Origin of the sequence: Wolbachia endosymbiont of Drosophila willistoni (assembly GCF_040084705.1) — a bacterium.
Lineage (GTDB): Bacteria > Pseudomonadota > Alphaproteobacteria > Rickettsiales > Anaplasmataceae > Wolbachia > Wolbachia pipientis.
In genome coordinates, this window is the sequence record NZ_CP157591.1 from 628,673 (window position 1) to 648,669 (window position 19,997).

General features: G+C 33.0%; 15 protein-coding genes and 1 pseudogene. 6 read left to right on the forward strand and 10 right to left on the reverse strand.

What is annotated here, in order from left to right; genetic code table 11:
• Positions 1–8 precede the first annotated feature (8 nt).
• From ABL518_RS03300 to ABL518_RS03315, 4 genes and pseudogenes are all read left to right on the forward strand, one after another.
• Entirely contained in the window at positions 9–665 is a 657-nt protein-coding gene (locus tag ABL518_RS03300) for a RadC family protein (RefSeq protein ID WP_010082269.1), read from the forward strand.
• Between the two features lie 116 nt (positions 666–781).
• Positions 782–2,038 carry a hypothetical protein gene (locus ABL518_RS03305; RefSeq protein WP_010082270.1) on the forward strand — a complete coding sequence of 419 codons (1,257 nt, stop codon included), beginning with the start codon at positions 782–784 and terminating at the stop codon, positions 2,036–2,038.
• 88 nt (positions 2,039–2,126) lie between these two features.
• Positions 2,127–3,047 carry a helix-turn-helix domain-containing protein gene (locus ABL518_RS03310; protein ID WP_010082271.1) on the forward strand — a complete coding sequence of 307 codons (921 nt, stop codon included), beginning with the start codon at positions 2,127–2,129 and terminating at the stop codon, positions 3,045–3,047.
• Positions 3,048–3,072: 25 nt separating this feature from the next.
• Positions 3,073–3,976: pseudogene (locus ABL518_RS03315) on the forward strand (helix-turn-helix domain-containing protein).
• A gap of 326 nt (positions 3,977–4,302) precedes the next feature.
• On the opposite strand, the gene ABL518_RS03320 reads toward ABL518_RS03315, so the two are convergent.
• Positions 4,303–5,135, reverse strand: a protein-coding gene (locus tag ABL518_RS03320; RefSeq protein ID WP_095742620.1) for an IS5-like element ISWpi1 family transposase whose coding sequence is annotated in 2 segments (ribosomal slippage) — positions 4,303–4,766 and positions 4,766–5,135 — 834 coding nt in all. Because the reading frame shifts where the segments join, the coding sequence is not laid out codon by codon here.
• 234 nt (positions 5,136–5,369) lie between these two features.
• Here ABL518_RS03320 and ABL518_RS03325 point away from each other — a divergent pair.
• A complete protein-coding gene (locus ABL518_RS03325) occupies positions 5,370–6,284 on the forward strand; it encodes a DMT family transporter (RefSeq protein ID WP_010082222.1) in 915 nt (304 codons plus the stop codon).
• A 64-nt stretch (positions 6,285–6,348) separates the two neighbouring features.
• Complete coding sequence (locus ABL518_RS03330; RefSeq protein ID WP_095742734.1) at positions 6,349–7,656, forward strand: UDP-glucose dehydrogenase family protein; 1,308 nt, start codon at positions 6,349–6,351, stop codon at positions 7,654–7,656.
• Between the two features lie 31 nt (positions 7,657–7,687).
• Here ABL518_RS03330 and ABL518_RS03335 read toward each other — a convergent pair whose 3' ends face one another.
• The 9 genes from ABL518_RS03335 to ABL518_RS03375 all read right to left on the reverse strand — a co-directional run bounded on the left by ABL518_RS03335 (position 7,688) and on the right by ABL518_RS03375 (position 19,615).
• Positions 7,688–8,818: an MFS transporter gene (locus ABL518_RS03335; RefSeq protein WP_010082225.1), complete on the reverse strand. Its 1,131-nt coding sequence runs from the start codon at positions 8,816–8,818 to the stop codon at positions 7,688–7,690.
• 127 nt (positions 8,819–8,945) lie between these two features.
• On the reverse strand, positions 8,946–9,998 hold the full coding sequence (locus ABL518_RS03340; RefSeq protein ID WP_006280070.1) for a threonine aldolase family protein: 1,053 nt from the start codon (positions 9,996–9,998) through the stop codon (positions 8,946–8,948).
• Complete coding sequence (locus tag ABL518_RS03345) at positions 9,995–11,044, reverse strand: threonine aldolase family protein (RefSeq protein ID WP_006280069.1); 1,050 nt, start codon at positions 11,042–11,044, stop codon at positions 9,995–9,997. The genes ABL518_RS03340 and ABL518_RS03345 overlap by 4 nt, the downstream gene beginning before the upstream one ends.
• A 1-nt stretch (position 11,045) precedes the next feature.
• On the reverse strand, positions 11,046–12,821 hold the full coding sequence (locus tag ABL518_RS03350) for an ABC transporter ATP-binding protein (protein WP_006280068.1): 1,776 nt from the start codon (positions 12,819–12,821) through the stop codon (positions 11,046–11,048).
• Entirely contained in the window at positions 12,822–13,811 is a 990-nt protein-coding gene (locus tag ABL518_RS03355) for a phytanoyl-CoA dioxygenase family protein (RefSeq protein ID WP_095742733.1), read from the reverse strand. It lies immediately after the preceding gene.
• 3 nt (positions 13,812–13,814) lie between these two features.
• Positions 13,815–15,509, reverse strand: coding sequence for a WG repeat-containing protein (locus ABL518_RS03360; protein WP_095742732.1), 1,695 nt, complete (start codon positions 15,507–15,509; stop codon positions 13,815–13,817).
• Positions 15,470–17,806, reverse strand: coding sequence for a glycosyltransferase (locus tag ABL518_RS03365; RefSeq protein WP_095742731.1), 2,337 nt, complete (start codon positions 17,804–17,806; stop codon positions 15,470–15,472). The genes ABL518_RS03360 and ABL518_RS03365 overlap by 40 nt, the downstream gene beginning before the upstream one ends.
• On the reverse strand, positions 17,763–18,722 hold the full coding sequence (locus ABL518_RS03370) for an NAD-dependent epimerase/dehydratase family protein (RefSeq protein ID WP_006280064.1): 960 nt from the start codon (positions 18,720–18,722) through the stop codon (positions 17,763–17,765). The genes ABL518_RS03365 and ABL518_RS03370 overlap by 44 nt, the downstream gene beginning before the upstream one ends.
• A 131-nt stretch (positions 18,723–18,853) precedes the next feature.
• Positions 18,854–19,615, reverse strand: coding sequence for a sugar phosphate nucleotidyltransferase (locus tag ABL518_RS03375; RefSeq protein ID WP_010082157.1), 762 nt, complete (start codon positions 19,613–19,615; stop codon positions 18,854–18,856).
• Positions 19,616–19,997 lie beyond the last annotated feature (382 nt).

The following is a 19,997-nucleotide window of genomic DNA, read 5'->3' on the forward strand; positions in this document are numbered from 1 at the left end:
TAAATTATATGAATAAAAGTAAAGAAGAAATAGAATTCAGAATATTAGAAAGCAAAGGCAAAGCTCTACTTGATCGTGAAATAATGGAAACATTTCTAAGTGCAGTACATGAAAGGCCACAAGCTCAAGAAATTGCTAAAAATCTGGTGCATACTTATGCAGGAGTAGGAAGGATCTTAGGTAGAGAAATGGATGATCTGAAAGTTATAGAAGGAGTAACTGATTCTGCAGTAGCAATGATTATGTGTGTTAAGGAAACACTAGAAAGGGTACTGAGAGAAAAGCTCAAGGGAGAGCCAATAATGGACTTACAAGGGCTAGTAGAGTACTTGAACGTAAGTATAGGCCACTCAGAAAGGGAATGTGTAAAAATACTGTACTTGAATAAAAGGCGCCAATTAGTTGGAGAAGAATCCTATATTGGTGAAATGGAAAAAGCACCGGTGTACATAAAGGAGATTATAAGAAAAGCATTAATAAAAAATGCAACATTAATAATAATGTCACACAACCACCCTGGAGGAAGTTTAGAGCCGTCAGAAGAAGATCAAGCAGTAACAAAGAGCCTAGCAGCAGCGTGTAGTACTGTAAGCGTTAAATTGTTTGACCACATTATCATCACAAGTGGGGGCTATTTTAGTTTTAAGGAAAGTGGATTGTTATAGCAGAAAATATTTGCAAATCTACTCACTATAATTTATAATAAGTAATATAGTGTATAACAACTGAGTAATAAAGTTCGTTATACACTTAGAAAGTATATTTAATAGCGGAGGCTAATATGGTTAATAAAATAATTGTACCTTTTGGTGATAAGGAAGGAGGCATCTATGAGTTAAACGTTGATCTTGATAAATTATCAAAAGGTGAGATGTTAAATGCTATTGTAGGAATTGGTCGTACTAGCCAGCAACTCACTTCTACAAGCGATAAGTCGGGAATATTAAGTGGTCTTAGTTGTAATAGCTTTGTAAGCAAAATTAATAAGGCTAAAAAGCTTGGAGAGGTGCCTTTTCCTAGCAAAAACGTTCGCGAAAACAAAATCAACTACGGAAAAGGACTTGATTACATATATGGCACAAAACCTGTGAGCGATCAAGCAGATTATCCGGAAATGTTAAACCCATTTGCTTCATCTTTGCAAAAAATAAAGCCAAGTGCAAGCGAAAGTGAAAAGTTGAGCTGGTTTAAGAGTGCTGTGGTAGAGGCAAAGAACATAAATGAATTGCACAAAACTATAGACCAAGTACTAGCCTCTGGAGCAAGAATAAATGCATATAACGATGGGGAATGGAGCATTGCAGAGTATGTAGTATTGGGTACACATTTTCATAAATTTGATAAGACTGATCGAAAAAAGATAATGCGTAAATTAATGCTAAGTGGTGCAGATTTTCATGATACTTTATTGCAGAATAAACTAATAGGTGAAATCTATAATGAGCTACAGCCAGAAGTTCAGCCACAGATAGATAAGAGACTAGAAGAACTAGAGAAGGCTGGTGAAAGTGCTGTGCAAGAAGGAGAATTAATAGATGTTGAGATAGATAATACAACATCGTATATAGAATTTTCTGATGATAGCAAGGTAGAGGTAGCCAAAATACTGAGAGAATTAGGAAGTAATATTTTAAAAATTGGCAATGATGCAGTTGAGGTTAAAAGTGAGAAGGAAGGTATAAGAAACTATATCGATATGTCAGATGAAAGCTCTATTATATTAGAATTTCCTACAAGCATTGGTAAGCTAAATATTATATTGTACCACGATGTAAAAAAATATGATCAAGTACAATTGAGAGTAGAAAACAAGGAAATGTGGGCTGAATTACAAAAAATAGGAGAAGAAATAGGAAAAAACTGTCTCTTTGGAGGAGTAAAACTTAAAGAAGCAGTAGAGAGAGGTAGTTTCACTAGATGTGGCATATGGAGTGAAAAGTATGCTATAAAAGAAGTTAGCAATGATGAAGTATTGTCTCCGTCTTCGTGGGTGAATAGGATACGTGAAGGTAGTAAAGAAACCTTTAGAGAACTTTAATGCGTCTACAGCCAGCTTTAAGGTTCCAGAGGTTTTTTCTTACCGTTATATCTGGAGCCTTTGAGCTATAGTAGAAAATATTATATGTATGGTTCTTTGCGTGGAAAAAATTTTAGACTATGAAGTAGGGGAAAAAGTGAAAAGTTGGAGGTTAGAGAGGGGGTATACTCAGAAAGATTTAGCTGAGAAAATTGGTGTAAAATACTGGGTAATACTGCAATATGAGAAAGGGAATCGTAGAATTTCAATCGAAAGGTTGTACGCTATAGCAGGTGCATTGTCAGTAAGTATTACCGATCTCATTACTGCATCAAAGGAGAAAATCGGCTTTAAAAATGAGGAAGGAGAAATATTAAATCTAGTAAGAGAATATAAAAAGATTAATGATCAGGAGTTACGTAGGATGTTTTGTTTATTAACTAAATTTGTCAAAGTTAGTGAAAAAAGTAGTAAAAAATCAGAAAAAATAAAAATTGCAAAGGGTTTGGTTAAAGCAGGAGTTTCTGTTGATATTGTTGCAAAAACAATTGGTCTGCCTGCTGATGAATGTATTGAAGAAAAAGTTGGTTCTATATACTGCCAAGTAGGAAAAAAGATAAAAGAATGGAGGCTAGTGAGAGAGTATACTCAAAAGGATTTAGCAGAGAAAATGAATACAACACGTGACGAAATAAGCAACTATGAACAAGGACGCGTAGCTACTCCACTGGGAAAATTATATGAGATAGCAGAAGCATTATCGATTAGTATTACAGATCTACTAACAGAGGAAGATGAAGGTAGTAGAGTGGAAAATGAGCTACCTGATTTAATTAAAGAATACAAAGAAATTGAGAGCCAAGAACTACGGCATGCACTAATAAAGTCTTTGTTTGAAGGGATACGGATTTGTGAGGAGAAAGTGAGAGAGATAGAAAGGATTAAAGTTGCAAAGGATTTAGTAAAAGGGGGAATTTCTATTGGTATTATTTTGCAAATAATCGGTTTATCCGTTGATCAAATTGCATGAAAATTTATTTCTAAGTAAGGTATATATGTTTGTTTCTGTAAGCGATATTAGTTCTATAAGCTACAAAATAGGACAAAAAATAGAAGATAGCAGGTTAATGCGAGGGCATACTCAAGTAGAATTGGCAAGTGAAATAGGTTTAACATACCAAGAAGTAAACAGCTATGAAAATGGGTATATTCCTATTCCAATTGAAGTACTATATGTAATAGCAAGAGTATTGTCAGTTAATGCTATAAGATTTATTACCCGAACCAGTAATAGTAAGGGAAGACAGCTATGAAGACGAGGAAATACTCTATCTAACGAAAATATATGAGAATCAAAAGTTAGGCAAAATAGTACCTTCATTAGTCAGGTTTGTTCATATTAGCGAAAAAATTAATCAAGAAGAGGCAAGATTAGAGGTAGCAAAAAATCTAGTTAAAGAAGGAGTTTCAGTTGACATAATTTCCCAGGCAACCGGCTTATCTATTTACGAGTATGATAATACAGAGAGAGAAATCTGCACTGATTCTATATATTACAGAATAGGGCAAAGAATAAGAGAATGGAGGTTAATAAGAAGGTATACTCAAAAAGATTTAGCGGATAAAGTTGGCGTAACACTCAAGGAAATACATGAATATGAAAGAGGTTATACTACCATACTATTTGATAAATTATATGAAATAGCAGAAGGATTATCAGTGAATATTAAAGTTCTGCTGCCTAAAACAAATGAAGATAGTGAACTACTTAATTTACTAAGAAAAACTGAAGAGCAAGAATTAGTGAAGAAATTTTTATCTAGGGATATGAAGAATAGCAAAGAGAAAGTAAAAAAAACAGAAAAGATCAAGGTTGCGAAAAATCTAGTGAAGGCGGGTGTTTCTACTGATGTTATTTTGCGAGCAAGTGGCCTAACTGCTGATGAGTGTGAAAATTGAATTGTGTTAAAGACGGTACTGAGAAATATTACATTAAGATATAAGTAAAGATGGTTACGTATTTAATACATCTATTCTGAAAATTTGTTTAGCTGACTCAACTGAAGCATTTTCGTAAAGTTTTGCTGCTAATTTGCTTGTTTGATAACTTTCTTTAACGTCTTCACAGCTAACACTGAAAACACATATTGCTAATGCTAGCAGAGAAGCTAGTTGGCACAGCCGTCAGTACTCCCGATTACTTTTCCTGATAATGTGATAGTATTCGCAAGTATTATCATATATTACAAAAAAATCAGTTAGAGGTTGTCCGGAAACAAGTAAATTCAAGCATATTCCCTCTTTAACATAACCCTACTCATAGCTAGGTATATGAAATTCTCAGTGGATGTTGTGAGTAAATCATACTCCTTCGATAGCCTTCTATTCCTATTAACCCAAGCAAAAGTCCTTTCTACAACCCATCTTCTTGGCTGTACTTTAAACCCTTGTTCTCTTGTTGGTAGTAGCTCAGGTGGCGTATCTTTGTGCACCCAAAATCTACATGGAGGCCTTTTAACAATTTCAATATCTATGTCATATTCTTCCTTTATGTGATTCTTTAAATTTCTTCCTTGGTATCCCATGTCAGCCCACATTTTTTTAACTTTAGTATATTTTGTTCTCATATTGTTTAATGCTATTTTAATACCATCTCTATCATTTTCGTTAGCAGCGCCTACGTAACAACCTAGTATAAAACCCTGAGTGTCTGTAATTATATGCCTTTTTCTACCCTTTACTTTTTTACTTCCATCATAGCCTTTGATCCCCCCTTTTCTGTAGTCTTTACAGATTGACTATCTACTATACAGGCACTCGGCTGCTCATTCCTTCCTATTTTTCTTCTACTATATTTTGTAATTTCATAATTCATTTTCTCAAAAATTCCCTGCTTCTTCCATTGCCTGAACTGCTCATACACAGTCTTCGATAGCGGAAAATCATTTGGTAAATACCGCCATTGACACCCTGTACGCAATACATAGAAAATTGCTTCTAATATTTCTTTTTTGCTATACTTTGGCAGCCTTCCTCCTTTCTTGTATGATACTCTGAAGTGTTTTTCTATTCTTGCCCATTCCCTTTCGCTTAGATCTGTTGGATACTTTTTTCTCATCTTTACCCCGTACTAAAATTTCAGATATTATAGCCTTTTACTTGTTTCCGGACAACCTCTTAGCATTTCTGTTTATTAAAATTATACAATAAAGCTGCACTTTATATAATACTTCTCAAATCATTTCTACTAAATATTTATGAATATGGTTAAACAGTAGATAGAGGAAAACTTGTCTAGTATTGATCTTTTTTATAGTAAAGTTATCTCATAAAATATTAAATTGGGAGTTTTATGGATCACAGATTAAGAGCTTATTTGCTTGGAGTTACCTGGTTTATACTCAGTTTACTTAGTAGTGTAGCTAATGATACTATATCAAAATATCTAAGTTTACATCTCCAAAGTTTTGAAGTAATCTTTTTCCGCTTTTTATTTAGCACTATTACCCTTGTACCTTTTATGCTTTACTATGGAAGAGAAGCTTTTAAAACAAGTCAAATATCTATTCAGATAACTAGAGGAGTATTGTTATTTGTTGGAATAACCTTGTGGACCTATGGGTTAGCTATTTTTCCCATAGTAACTGCAACAATTATAAGTTTTTCTATACCATTATTTGTTATACTTCTTGCAATCCCTTTACTAAATGAAAATATAATTTGGCAAAGATGGTCAGTAACTGTTATTGGCTTTGTTGGTATTGCTATTACTACCAAAGCTTATAGTGAAGACTTTAATCCTAAAATTCTTATTTTTATTGTATCTACATTAATCTTTGCTATATTAGACATACTTAATAAGAAACTCGCAATAAAAGAGTCCGTAATAAGTATGTTATTTTATTCAGCTCTAACAACAACTATTTTTTCCACTGTGCCTTTGCTGTTTTATTGGCATTTGCCTTCCTTGTTAGAATTAGTATTACTACTGATTTTGGGAATTAATTCAAATCTAATTCTGTTCTTCACATTAAAAGCTTTTGCTCTTACTGATGCCACTGCACTTGCACCGTATAGATACATAGAGCTAATAATTTCTGCAATAGTAGCATACGTTATATTTAATGAATTACCTGATAAAAGTGCTTTGTATGGTATTTTAATATTAATACCATCGACTTTGTTTATAGTTTATTCAGAAAGTAAAGTAATTAAGAAAAATAATGTATGCAACGCTAGAGTAAAAATTTATGACTCAAATTGTTAATGATGTTCTTTTTAAATGTTTAAGCAGTTGAGCTACATTAGGATATTTTTAAGGTGATGACAAGATGTATATAACCATTATAGGAATAGGGTATGTAGGTTTAGTATCTTGTGCAATGTTATCAGAGCAGGGTCATAACGTTGATTGCATTGACATAAATACTAAGAAGATTGAGTTATTGAAATTAGGAAAAATTCCTATATATGAGCCTGGATTAGCAGACTATTTAGAGAATAATATAAAGTTACAAAGGATAAGATTCTTCGATTCGTATTCTCAAATAAATCCCAACACAGAAGTAGTGTTTGTAACTGTAGATACTCCATCAGACTCCCTAGGAAATGCAAATTTACAGAATGTATATAATGCAGTAAGTGAAGTTTCTGAGAGAGTTAATCAAGATTGCTTAATAGTGATAAAGTCAACTGTTCCTCCTGGTACTACAGAAAATATATATAATTATTTATCTAATAAGGGCTATAACTTTGATTTGGGGGTTAATCCAGAGTTTCTCAAGCAAGGCTCTGCAGTATCAGATTTTTTATACCCAGATAGGATAATAATAGGAGTAAAAACTAAGCTAGCTAGAGCAAAACTAGAAGTTATATATAGATCATTTATAGATAAGAATATTCCGTTAATAGTCACTGATACAGTTACTGCTGAAATGATTAAATATGCTTCTAATGCTTTTCTAGCAACAAAGGTTGCTTTTATCAATGAGATGGCAGGTTTATGTGAGCTATTAGGAGCAGACATTGACCTTTTAGCTAACAGTATGGGAATGGACCATAGAATAGGTAAGGAATTTCTCAAAGCTGGTCCAGGATTTGGAGGATCATGTTTTCCTAAAGATTTGTCAGCTTTAATAAGGCTTGCTGAAGATCACAATGTCAAGCTACAAATTTTAAATTCAGTTAAGGAATCTAACTATAATCATATAACAAACATTGCTAAAAAGGTAGAATATGTATTAAATGGAGTCCAAAATAAAAAAATAGCAATATGGGGGCTAACTTTTAAGTCTGGTACTGATGATGTAAGAAATAGCCCAGCTATAGATATTGCACAATTGTTAGTGAATAACAAGGCTAAAATTACTGCATATGACCCAATGGGGATGGATAATGCTAGGCAAGTTCTAAAGGATATAGAATACGCGGACAATGCTATAGGGGCTGCAAGGGACGCGGAAGCCTTGTTATTGTTAACGGAGTGGAAAGAATTTAAAAATCAAGATTTTGCAAGTTTAAAGAGTATTATGGCTGCACCTAATGTTTTTGATTTCCGTAATTTATTAGATAGCGAGCTATTACTAAGATATGGTTACCATGTTTATTCCTTGGGTAAAAAATCTATCTACAAAGTTTAACTGTTGAGAAATTTTTTTTACACCGCTTTACTTAGTTTTTTAGATCTTTGCTTGATAGTATGGAAAAGCAAACGAGTGCAACAACAGAGCAAATGGAAAAAAATGAAAACATAATACTGTTACCACAGTGCTTAACAAGTACTCCTAAGAGCACGCATGAAAATATTGAACTTGCAATATACCCAAATAATCCTGTTAAGCTTACAATTGCACATACATTATTTTGTGGAGCAATTTCTACAGCTATAACACCTGTCAGTACTTGCACTCCAAATATAAAGAATCCTGATAAGATTGCACAAAGGTTCATAAGAATTATGTTTTGACCAAAGTTCATTGCAATAAAAGTGAGTGCTATACCCAACATATAAAGTGATGCCAGCAAGCTTCTATTTTGAAAGAAGTACATATCACTAATTCTTCCTGTTATTAAAGTTCCAAGGATTCCACCTAAATCATATACGCCTGTTATTAGTGAGGATTGTACAAGAGAAATTTGTAATTTATTCTTTAAAATTATAGGAAACCAAAAGAAGATTCCCATTTTTATAATATAAGCACAAAAAGTAGCACAACATAGAAACCATATGGAACTTGTTACCTTGATACCTATTTGAGATTTCTGCACCTTATAATAGGTAGTAAAGTTGGCACTTTCTTTGTAATATGCCTTTAATATTATATAAATTCCAAAAAGTAAGCATAAGAAACCAGAGTACAAAAATGCACTTTTTGCATTATATATTTTAATTATACTTGGTAATACAATTAAAGTAATACAAGAACCAAGTTGCTGAGATGCGCTCATAACTCCCCATGATGATGCAATTGAAGAGATGCTAGAGTTTGTAACCATAAACTTGGTAATAGCTGGCCAACCTAACCCTTGTGTCCAAGCTAATAATATTAATGTTAACAGTAATAAAGTTAGATTATTATATGATAAAGTTATACCAATGGTTAATAATCCAGTTGCAATATTGCATAGCCCAAACATAAATAATGGATTATTTTTGGAGTCCATGATTATTCCATTAACAAATTTTGATACTCCATAAAAAAAAGAAAAGCAGGCAAAAAAATAGCTTAATTTTACATGGTCAGTATCTATTAACAGTGGTAGAGCAATTGGTATACTTTGTCTTGATAAATAGAGCAGCATATATCCACAGAAGAATAGTAAATATTGAAAGAAGACAAAGTTCACACCTATTCCCAAATAGCTCTATGCAGATGCTAGCATAATACTATATAGGTATAATATTGTTTGACAAGAAGTTTGCAAACAATTAGTGCAGAAAATTACTTAGTATCTTTCTTATAGCAGATACAGTAGTATTAATATCTTCATAGCTTATATCTCTATGTGTTATAGCTCTGATTTTACCTTTGATGTTAGCCATTCTAATTCCATAATTTGTCATTAGTACGTTTATTAATTCTTGAGTAGATATACAATTAGTACGTAATGAAAAATACGCTATATTAGTTTTATACAGGTCGATATCAATTATAACTTGATCTATGGAGTCTAGGCCTTCTATAAGGTGCTGCATTTTTTTATGATCTTCTTCTAAAGAATTTACATTATTACGTAGAGCATATAAACATGCAGCTGAAATAATGCCAGCTTGGTGCATACCTCCGCCAATTTGAAACTTATAGTACCAAGCTTTTTCAATAAAATCTTCACTTCCAAGCAATATTGCACCCATTGGAGCACCTAATCCTTTACTAAAATCAATGAATACCGAATCAAAATAACTTGCATACTCCTTTGGAGATATTTTAGTATGAGCACAAGCGTTGAACAGTCTTGCTCCATCTAAATGAGTGAATACGTCATTCTCTTTGCAGAGACTTGAGATCTCTTGAATATATTCTAAAGGCCACACAGCTCCACCACCAAAATTTGTCGTTTGTTCGATAGAAACAAGCCCAACTCTCGGAATATTTCTTAAACTAGGACGAGTAATAAACTCAACAATTTGTTCTCCAGTAAATATTCCTCTTGTACCTTTGATGGGCAAAGGAGTAGCATGTGCCTGGGCTGCGATCAAGCCAGATTGTACTATGAGTGGATGTGAAGTTTCATCAAGCAGCAAGTAATCACCAGGTCTTTGAATGTGTACTTTATAAGCAATTACATTGGACATCGTTCCTGAAATCAAAAAGATTCCTGCAGGTTTACCTAATATTTTACATGCGGTTGCCACTAATTCGTTCACAGTTGGATCTTCACATGCAGCTTCGTTTCCAACTTTTGCTTTAGCCATCGCTTCCCTCATTTTAGCTGAAGGGTCAGTGTTTGAATCGCTAAAGAAATCTATTTTTACTCTCATATTAAATTTAACACAACCTCCTTTATAATTTCAGCAGCTTTCATGATGTCTGTTTCCTTTGTGCCAAGATGGGTAACTGCTCTTATATGAGACTCGAGCCAAGGAAAAAGCAATAAACCATAAGCTTGGCACTTACTCAAGAAAACCTCATTAGTTACATTTAGTGCTTTTATACTAAAGCTTACTATATTAGTTTCTGGATAAGGTAGTACCAGTTTTATGTGTGGAATTTCCTTAATCTTGTCTGCAAACAGTTTGGCGAGTTTATTGTCTTCTTTAAGCCTAGAAATATTGTTCTGTAGTACATACTTTGCTGCATTAGCACAATACCCTATCTGATGATAACCACTACCTAGCCAAACCTGTAGCTTTTTAGCCCTTTCAATTATCTCTCTTTTACCCATAAGCATTGAACCAAAAGGAGCTCCAAGTCCTTTGGTAAAAGAAAAGCTCATTGTATCCACATATTTAGCATAATCTGCTAAAGCAATATTTGTTTCGACATGAGCATTAAATATTCTTGCACCGTCTAAATGAAGATTTACATTGTGAGCTTTTAAAAAGTGATATAACTCGACTTGTTTTTCAAAAGGATAAATTTTACCATTAAACCCGTTTATACTATTTTCTATAGAAACAAGACTCACCTGAGCAAAAATTTTGTACCTTGGCTTAGAATTAATAGCATATTCTACTTCAGCAACATCTAAGATTCCGCTATTATTTCTAATACAATTAAATACGATATTATTTACTTTTGCATTGCCTGCGCTATCGAAAAAATTAACGTGATAATTATAATGAGTTATTAGTTCATCACCAGGACTTGTTTGACTGGCAATGGCTAATCTATTTGCAAGCATACCGCTGGTTGCAAATAATGCTTCTTCTACTTTGAATAATTGTTTGCAATATTCTGATAAGTCATTACAGCTTTTGTCTTCACCATAAGCAAAATCTCCAACAGTTGCATTACTTATTGCATGTATAACGTTGGAGCTCTGCAGAGTTGTAGTGTCACTTCTCAGATCAATAATTTTTTCCATCTTATTTTTTGCCATTCAAACAACCAATTTGAGCATTCCAAAGTTCCTTGTAAAGACCTTGCTTAGAAACTAATTCAGCGTGTTTACCATCTTGGACAATTTTTCCTTTGTTAAATACTAGAATTCGGTCCATATGTAAAAGTGTAGAAATACGGTGTGCTATAGTAATGGTGGTTTTATTTTCCATCAACTTAAATAAACTCATTTGAATTGTTTTCTCTGTTATAGAATCTAACTGACTAGTTGGCTCATCGAAAAATAATATCGGAGCGTTTTTTAGAAATGCTCTCGCTATGATTATTCTTTGTCTTTCCCCTCCAGATAGCTTTATGCCTTTTTCTCCGACTACAGTTTCATATTGATCGGGTAGAGTCATAATGAAATCGTGAATACCAGCCAGCTTTGCAGCTCTTATTATTTCTTCGATAGTAGATTGAAGTTTACCATATATAATATTTGCTAAAATAGTATCATGAAACAACAATGGTTCTTGAGGTATTACAGATATTTGTTGCCTCAAAGAACTCTGTGTAACTTCCGATACTACTTGATTATCAATCTGTATATTACCTTTTTTAACATCAAATAGCCTTATGATTAAGTTTATAAAAGTAGATTTACCACCTCCAGAATAACCAACTAGACCTACCTTTTCGCAAGGATTAATGGTAACTGAAAAATCTTGAAATAATGACTTCTGACCCTCATAAGAAAAAGAAACATTATTAAACGTTATTCTTCCACTTAATAAATTTAATTTTTTAGCATTTTCCTTATCTTGAATTTCTGGTACGGTAGTCAAGATTGGCAATGCATCTGAAACTTTGCCGAAATGAGTAGAAAATTGGGTAAGATTCCTAGTTAGATGGTTAAGAAACTCTATAATCGATATATTAATTCCAAGTACAAGAGCAATATCTCCTATTGCAATCTTGTTCAATTGATAATCATGAATTAAAAAATACAAGTTTACTGCTTGGAGTATATCAAATGAATAGCCATATATAAACCAAAGCCAAAAGTATGCCCATTGTAATTTTCTTTCTGCAATAGTTTTTTTCTTGCATACTTGAAAAAATTTATGCCTCTCATGCGCTTGCCGAGAAAATAACCTTACTGATATAACATTTAAAATACTGTCGGCTATACCCGCTATTACTTGTGAACTTTGTTTAGAATGATCATCGGCTAATCCGGTAAGCACCCGAAAACTGAAAACCGAAATCAAAATAAAAATGTTCACCCAAATGAATGTAGCTATTGCAAACTTTATATTTACTAGTGATAAAGTATAAATAGCCAAGATTAATGCTATACTATAACTAAAGAAACAGTCTATAAGCAGTCTTATTAGCTCTATCACACTATCCATTAAGTTACTGACCTTATATACTAAACTTCCGGATAGGTTGTTTTGATAATAGGAATGGTCTTGCTGAAGCAGCCTGTAAAAAGACATATCAGCTATTTTTTGACGCATTGAGGTAAACATTCGAATGTCAACAAAATAGCCATAGAATCTAAAAGCAGTAGTAATAAGTAATGCCATACAAACATAAGCGCTTACAGGTAATAAAAGATTTTCAATTACATTACCTTCTTGATATTTTACAGCTGTATCTAAGATATTTTTTACTAAATACTTTCTAAAAGATAAATCAACAGCCACTACTAGGGCAACCAGGAACATTACAAGCACATTAAGCTTAAACTTGGATAAGATATTCAAAATGAACACCAATATATACTTGAAACTACCAACTCTACTTTTGTTCATTTATAATGCTAGCTCCACCACATTGACTTTTTTATTGAGAAATACAAGCAGTGAAAACCATAAATTTTTGTATATTTTTCCTGAAATGTCTCCAGCATCATGTAGTGCTGACGCTTGATTCAGAATAAGTAGCTTATATAAATCTCGCTTAGCTTCAGCAGTGTTGACCTCAGAAATATTTGTAGTTGTGTCTGTAATAAAGGCTAACCAGCTCTTAATAAGTTCTTCCATATTTTTTGTTTTTATACTTTCCTGGCGACGAAATAATGATAAGTATTCTCTCAGTATAAATTCTGTTAATGCACCACAGTTTAATATACCAAAAACTGAAGGCTGAGGTTTTGGCACACAAGGAAGACTTTTATCTTTTACAACCCATCTCGTAACATAAGCAAACCTATCTTTAGCATCTATATTCTTATCACTACCATGCCATAACCGTGAATCAAAAACTATCGCATCTCCTGCTGAAATAGGTAGTGACTTAATTTTATAATTTTCCCGGTTATCCGAGTATTGATCCAAAAAGTATGGATGCCAAAAATCAACTAGAGGCTGTATTTTCCAGTTGTGACTATCTTCTATAACTTGTAGTGCACCTGAAGTTTTATTGACATTATTCAAAGCTAGCCAAACAGAAAAATGATAAGGGTCATTAAAGCTATAAGAGATGTCCTGATGGAAGGGAACTGCATCTATTAAATCAGCAGTTTTACATATAACATTTGATTTTTTCTGCAGTATCTGGCATTGAAGTGACTTTTCAAGATAATTTTTAATAATTTTATCTAATACTTGAGATACAATTCTAGTTACCTGAGATGATGTACCCCATCTTCCAGTGCAGTTTAAATAGTCAGAAGTTGAAACACCTAATTCTTGAGATAACTTTGATATCTTGCTTGTTATATCATTTAAAGACTGAGTTATTAACTCTAAAGGAACTAGATTTTTGATAATAAAAAAACCATTTTTTTGCAATGCTTTCATATATTAACACCTAATGTCAATAACTGATAAATAATCTGTTAAAGGTACAATACTAAAAATTTTAAGCCCTTTTACTTGTTTTAGTATTCTTTTCCAATCGTTCAATGTCCTTAGTTTACCCCCTGTTTCAACCATTACATTAATATCTACAGAACCTCCCACTGGGGAGTAGTAATCTAGGATAGTTTCTATCACTAAAACGCGTGGTATTCCTTTATTTTTTACCAATTTTAAATAAGACAATACCTTATTATCATCATAATGCTGCAGAAAGCGGCAAAAGACACCTAATTCATAATTTGTAGCTGATAATTCTTCTTGAGTTATGAGTTTAATTTTTAAATCTTCTACTGCCTGCCTAGGCACTTTATGTTCGTTGTAATAATATAAGCCTATAGAACCTTTATTGTGTATATCAGAATAAGCAAGAAATAAAGAGTGTACGCCAAATAGCAATATATTTTTAGCACCATCTATATTAACCCTAGAATTAAACTCTTTAGTGTCAAACCTGGAATATCCTAGCAATGCTTGGTAAAACGCTATTTTCCTGTCTTCTGATGTTTCTTTCTCCTTAAAAGATTCAAATGAAGATATTGACTCCTGCCTTAATATATCGGCAATTTTTAACCAATTCTTTTCAGCGGCAACCCTTGCCCACATTGCTGCTGCTTTAGGCAAAAATGGTATTTCCTTAAAACACTTACCTTTTGATGATAGTTGCCATAAGTCCTTGTTCTTATCGTAATCAATAAACCCTATTTCCCACAACGCCCTTAACAGCCTTTCTAGATTTGGAACGATAATATTTAACTTTTGAGATAAAACTGGCATAGTTGCAGGTAAGATATTTAACAAATCAAGTTCAATAGCAACATTTGCGAGGTAAGTTTTCCAAAAGGCTGAAAGTTCTGCAGAAATCTTATGCACTTGAGATTCTTTATCTAAATCAAAAATACTAAACTTTACGTTTCCGGTAATATCGATCTGTCCTAATACACCTTCAAAAGTTTCAACTTTTGCCATGCCATTATAGAATGCTTCTACCATTTTAAATCTTTGCCGGTAAACAGGATTGCCATTAATATCTATATGAAACCAGCCATGCTTATCTTCTGCAATAGCAAATCCTTTATGAAAAACATTAAGCTTTTTATACCATTTATTATGTACTAACTTTCCATGATTATTAATATGTGTAGCTTTACCATCTTTATGGACTACAGCGATACCATCCTTAAAATCCCCAACATAATTGTATTCTTGCTCATAAACTCTATTGCCGTTCAAATCAATATGAAAAAACTTATCATGCTTTCTAATCACACAAATATCTTCTTGGTAATTTCCAATCCATTGATACGAATGTTTGTATACTCTACATCCAGATGGATCAATATGGTAATACCCTGTGTCATCTTCTACGGCTGCTCTATTGCAGTAAAATCCAAAAGTTTTTAAAAATCTGTCGCGATAAATTGCTTCTCCCATTGCATCGATGTGATAAGCGCCTGTCTCATCATAAACTGGTGCAAGGCCAGGCTCGTGAAATTTATCAACTCTAATAAATCTATTTTTGTACAAAGGATTTTCTGACAATTGGTGAAACCTTTCACAGGGGGAAACCCTAATAGATTTAAGGTACTCACTATCTTTCATTAATTGACTAATGGTTTTCTCATGTTGCATGTTTTGCATAATTCATAGTTTAAATAATTCTTTTGTAAGTTTAGGTACTCGCTACTTTGCCATATTTCCTCCAGTTTAACTTCATTAACATTGCCAAAATCTCCTAATGTTTTGCGTAGTTCATCTGGAGCACAGCAGGGACTAAACTTGCCTTCATTGTTTATCCATGCTTCTTTACCTAAAAATGGGCACTGACCACCTGGAGCCAAATCCTTGATACCCTCTTGAGAAAGGATCGTAAAATTTTCTAATTTTATCTTTTTACCATTTGGCAATAGCATATTATCCCTAAGTTCATATAACCTTCCCACCTCCGTATTCCATCTACTAATTGCTAATTCATCTCTCCTCATAGATAGATCCTTAATTTCCTTAAAATGTGCCCAAAGATGATGTCCTTTAACTCTATCTATGCCATTTTTTATAGCCATCTCAACTATGTCGTAAAGTTCATGTAAATTACTTTCTAAAAATGTTAATTGTAAAGTAACGGTACACCTTTCACCTGTATCGCTAAAGTATTTATCTCTAACTTCAAGGAAAATTTTTAAATTTTCTGTCACTACTTCCCATTTTGAACCTTTCATGATTCTTTCATGAGTTTCTTTAGTTGCCCCATTCCAGGAAATCTTAACATCAGATAAAATTGGTACCAATAGTTCAGCCCATTTTCTAGCTCCTTTAATAGGAAAAGAACCATTGGTCGTGAGGTTAAGCTTCAGGCCGAACTCATGGCACAAATTGATTATTTCATCAAAGCTTTTATACATTAAAGGCTCACCCATAGTAGAAGGAATGATTTCCCTTAAAGGTGTTCCATCTGCTTCCTTAATTACCTTCCTGATAGTTTCTATTGACATTATCTTGGGTTTTATCCCTTTAGCTTTCTTCTCCTCTTTAACTTTACTATATGGTGAAAAGCATTCACACATTACACAAGCAAAGTTGCAGTAATCTGGATTAGTATCAAAAGTAATTCTCCAAGGACCAGGTTTTGTAGCCACTGATTTGCCTTTATTTTCAATAACATTACGGTAAATTTTGTTAAGTTTCTCAGTATGCTCACTTATAGAAGGTACATTACCATTTTTAGTATAAAGATAGCCTCTTTGGGTCAGTTCACTGTATAATTCCTGGTCTGTAGATAGGACTTGCATTTTTTCTGACAAACTATTTGTATCTCTATGCTTAAATAATAGTCCGTTTATTCCATCTCTTACATATTCTGCCATGCCACCATAATCAGCCGTTATTACTGGTACACTCAGTTGCTGTGCTTCATGTATTACTAATGGTGAATTTTCACCCCAAATTGAAGGAACAACTATCGCATCAACTTTATTAAATACATCAGTAACTATATTTTTATTGTTATAACTTCCCATCCATTCTATCCTTTCTTTAACAGCATGTGGAAACTGATCGGCAATCGCTTTTAAAGTTTTAGTTTCTTCCCTTGCCGCTCCCCAAATTCTAAGTTTTGCTTTAGATGATAAGCGAGAAAAAGCCTTCAATAATAGGTCAACACCTTTCTCGGGAGTATGAGTACCTATATAACCGAAAATAAACCCTTTTTCTTGCACCCTATTTCTATTCTTAAGACGATTTAGATCAAAACCATAATCAAGATAAGAAATTTTGTTTATCGGAACATTAAAGTCTTGAGTAAATTTATCCATTAAGAATTTTGACGGAGCAATGAAGTAATCTATATAGTCCACTACTTTCTTTGTTTGCTTCATTCTAGTTGCAACCCATTGTTCCCAATAATTTAAGTCTGAATTCAAGAATTCTTCATCTCCTGTAAAATGCCCCTTGTAACATTGGGTTGCACATTTTTGATCCTTCTGTCCATCACAAAGCCGTAACAAATCTTCAGAATTACGTTGAATAAATCTTCCTCTTGGACACATTAACCAAAAATCATGTAGCGTAAAAATTGTAGGTATATTTTCTTTAAAAGCAACTTCTGGTAAAGTAATTGATAGATGATTAAGATGACCAAAATGTATAAGATCTGGTTGAAAGTTATCTATTATTCTTTTAAATTTTATATTTACTTCTTCATTGATAAATTTGTAACGATATTTAGTTGTAGGTATATTAATTAAATTCAGTAAGATCCGGGAATCACTACAGTCCAGAGCTATAGTATAATGGAAATCAGGTAAGAAGCTGTTTTCATGCCTAGTAAATATTTGTACCTCATTATTATTGGCTAGTTCATGGGCAAGAGTTTGGCTGTAAACCTCCGAACCAGCGCTATAATAAGGAGGGTAACCATGAATAACTTTTAATATTTTCATATATTACCATATCTATATTGTTAGGATATTCTTGTGTATTGTTTTGTAGACTTTTTATAAATTTACCTAATCCTACTTTTAATGAATGCTTTGGAGACCAACCAAGTAGCTCTTTAGCTCTAGTAAAATCACCATGGAACTTAGTTACGTCAAAATTTCTTGGAGGATAAAAATCAATTCTAGAATCACTTTCCGTGACTTTTAATATTGTTTTTGCTAAGTTTTCTAAAGTACATGGGCTATTAGTAGTAAGATGAATAGCAGGAAGAGAAGATTTCTCGTTTTGTAAATATTTAACAGTTAAGTATATACCCTCTATAACATCATCCAAATAGGTAAAATCAAAAACACATTCTTTACCTTCTATCCTAATTGGATCGCCTTTCAATGCATTGATACAGAGTGCAGGAATTACTCTACTACTATGATCTAGTAAACCACCATATACATTTGAGAAGCGTAATATTGCTACATTAAAGTTAGAACCTTTTAAATTTATTACTTGTTCTTCAATAAATGCTTTACCTTTGGCGTAATTATTTATTGGGTTGATACTAGCAGACTCTGCAACTGGTAGTTCCTTTTGTTCTCCATATACTTCTCTACTGCTTGCATATATAAACCATGGTTTATTCGGAAGCGACTTGCAGAATTCTAAGAATTGGATTGTACCATCGACATTAACTTTTTGGCACAATTCAGGATAAAGCTCACCATGTATAACTCTAGAAATTGCAGCCAGATGAATAACCCCCGTACACTTAGCGAGTAGCGGCATTATATCTTCTGAAAAAAAACTGAGTGGGTTGTCGCGAAACCTAATATCGCAGCTTATTACTTCATAACCCTGCTTTTCTAACTTTTCTACTAAAGCCGATCCTATCAAACCTGCAGCACCTGTTATTAATATTCCCATGTGTCCCTCTCACTACAACCAGGAAAATCTTTCACACCTATCATCTTACAAGTAAGACTTAAAAAGCATTATAAAACTAATATAAAACAAATGTCAACTTAAATTAAGGATCAATGAATAAAAAAATATAGTTATGAAAGAAGGGTTGGTTGTCTTCTTCTATTTGCCTGAAAATAACGTTCTGCTTTGACCAAATCCTCTTTGTTATTTACCCCCATTGCTTCCTTTTCGTCAGCGACTACATAACCTGCACGTAAGTTATTGCTTGCTGCAATGGGTATTATATCATTAAGACAACATTCGTTGGTCGAATCATTAAATTTTACTTCTTTTATTAGGGTATAAAGATCTTTAGCGTATGAAACCATTATTCCAGAGTTTGCAAGAAGAATTTCATCTTCACTTTTCAAGACTTTTTGAACATTGTCATTATCATCAATTACTAATCTTCCATATTGCTTATCTTGACTATTAAATCCAAGAAGAACTAAATTTTTATTATTACACTTTAAACAATCAGTCATTCTCATAACTGTATCACTAGATATAAACGGGGTGTCTCCGTACTGTATTAAAACTATGTCTTGGTCAGATAACCGCTCCAGGCTTTCTAGGGCAATTTTAACTGCAGTGCCAGTACCTGTAATATTTTCTTGAATTATCAATTTTATATTATATTTATCAATTATATCTTTTAAGGTACTAAATCTTTCTAACTCCTTTAGAAAAGGCTTGTTAATGACAATTGATAGACTTTTTAAACTCAGCGGTTTTGCATTGTGAATTATATGCTCTAAAAGAGTAAAATTTCCTACTAGGTGTAGTGTTTTTGAGTACTGTGAATTCATTCTACTGCTTTTTCCTGCTGCTAATATTATCAACGTGTTATCCATACATAACTCAAGAACTTACTAGGAGGTAAGTTAAGTGATAATTAATGAGTTGTAAAGTCTACTATAGTTTCCTAAATGATCCAGAAAAAATAATTAACATGCTTGAAATATATAAATCCTCTATGACGCTAATATAGATTAGCCGATAAAGTAAGCTTCCCAGAACTACTCATTTATATTGACCCATCAGTACTTATACAAAAGCTAGTTGATCGAGAAAATAGGCAAATCCTTATCAACGGCCTACTACTTTTCCTAACTTATGCTTCCTTGTTATATTGTTGAGTATACTTTTTAAATAGTTTTTTTCTGTTTTCTATCAACCAATAGAAGTTTCTTTTAGCCCATAAGGATATTTATATAGGAACTGATATTTTCTATG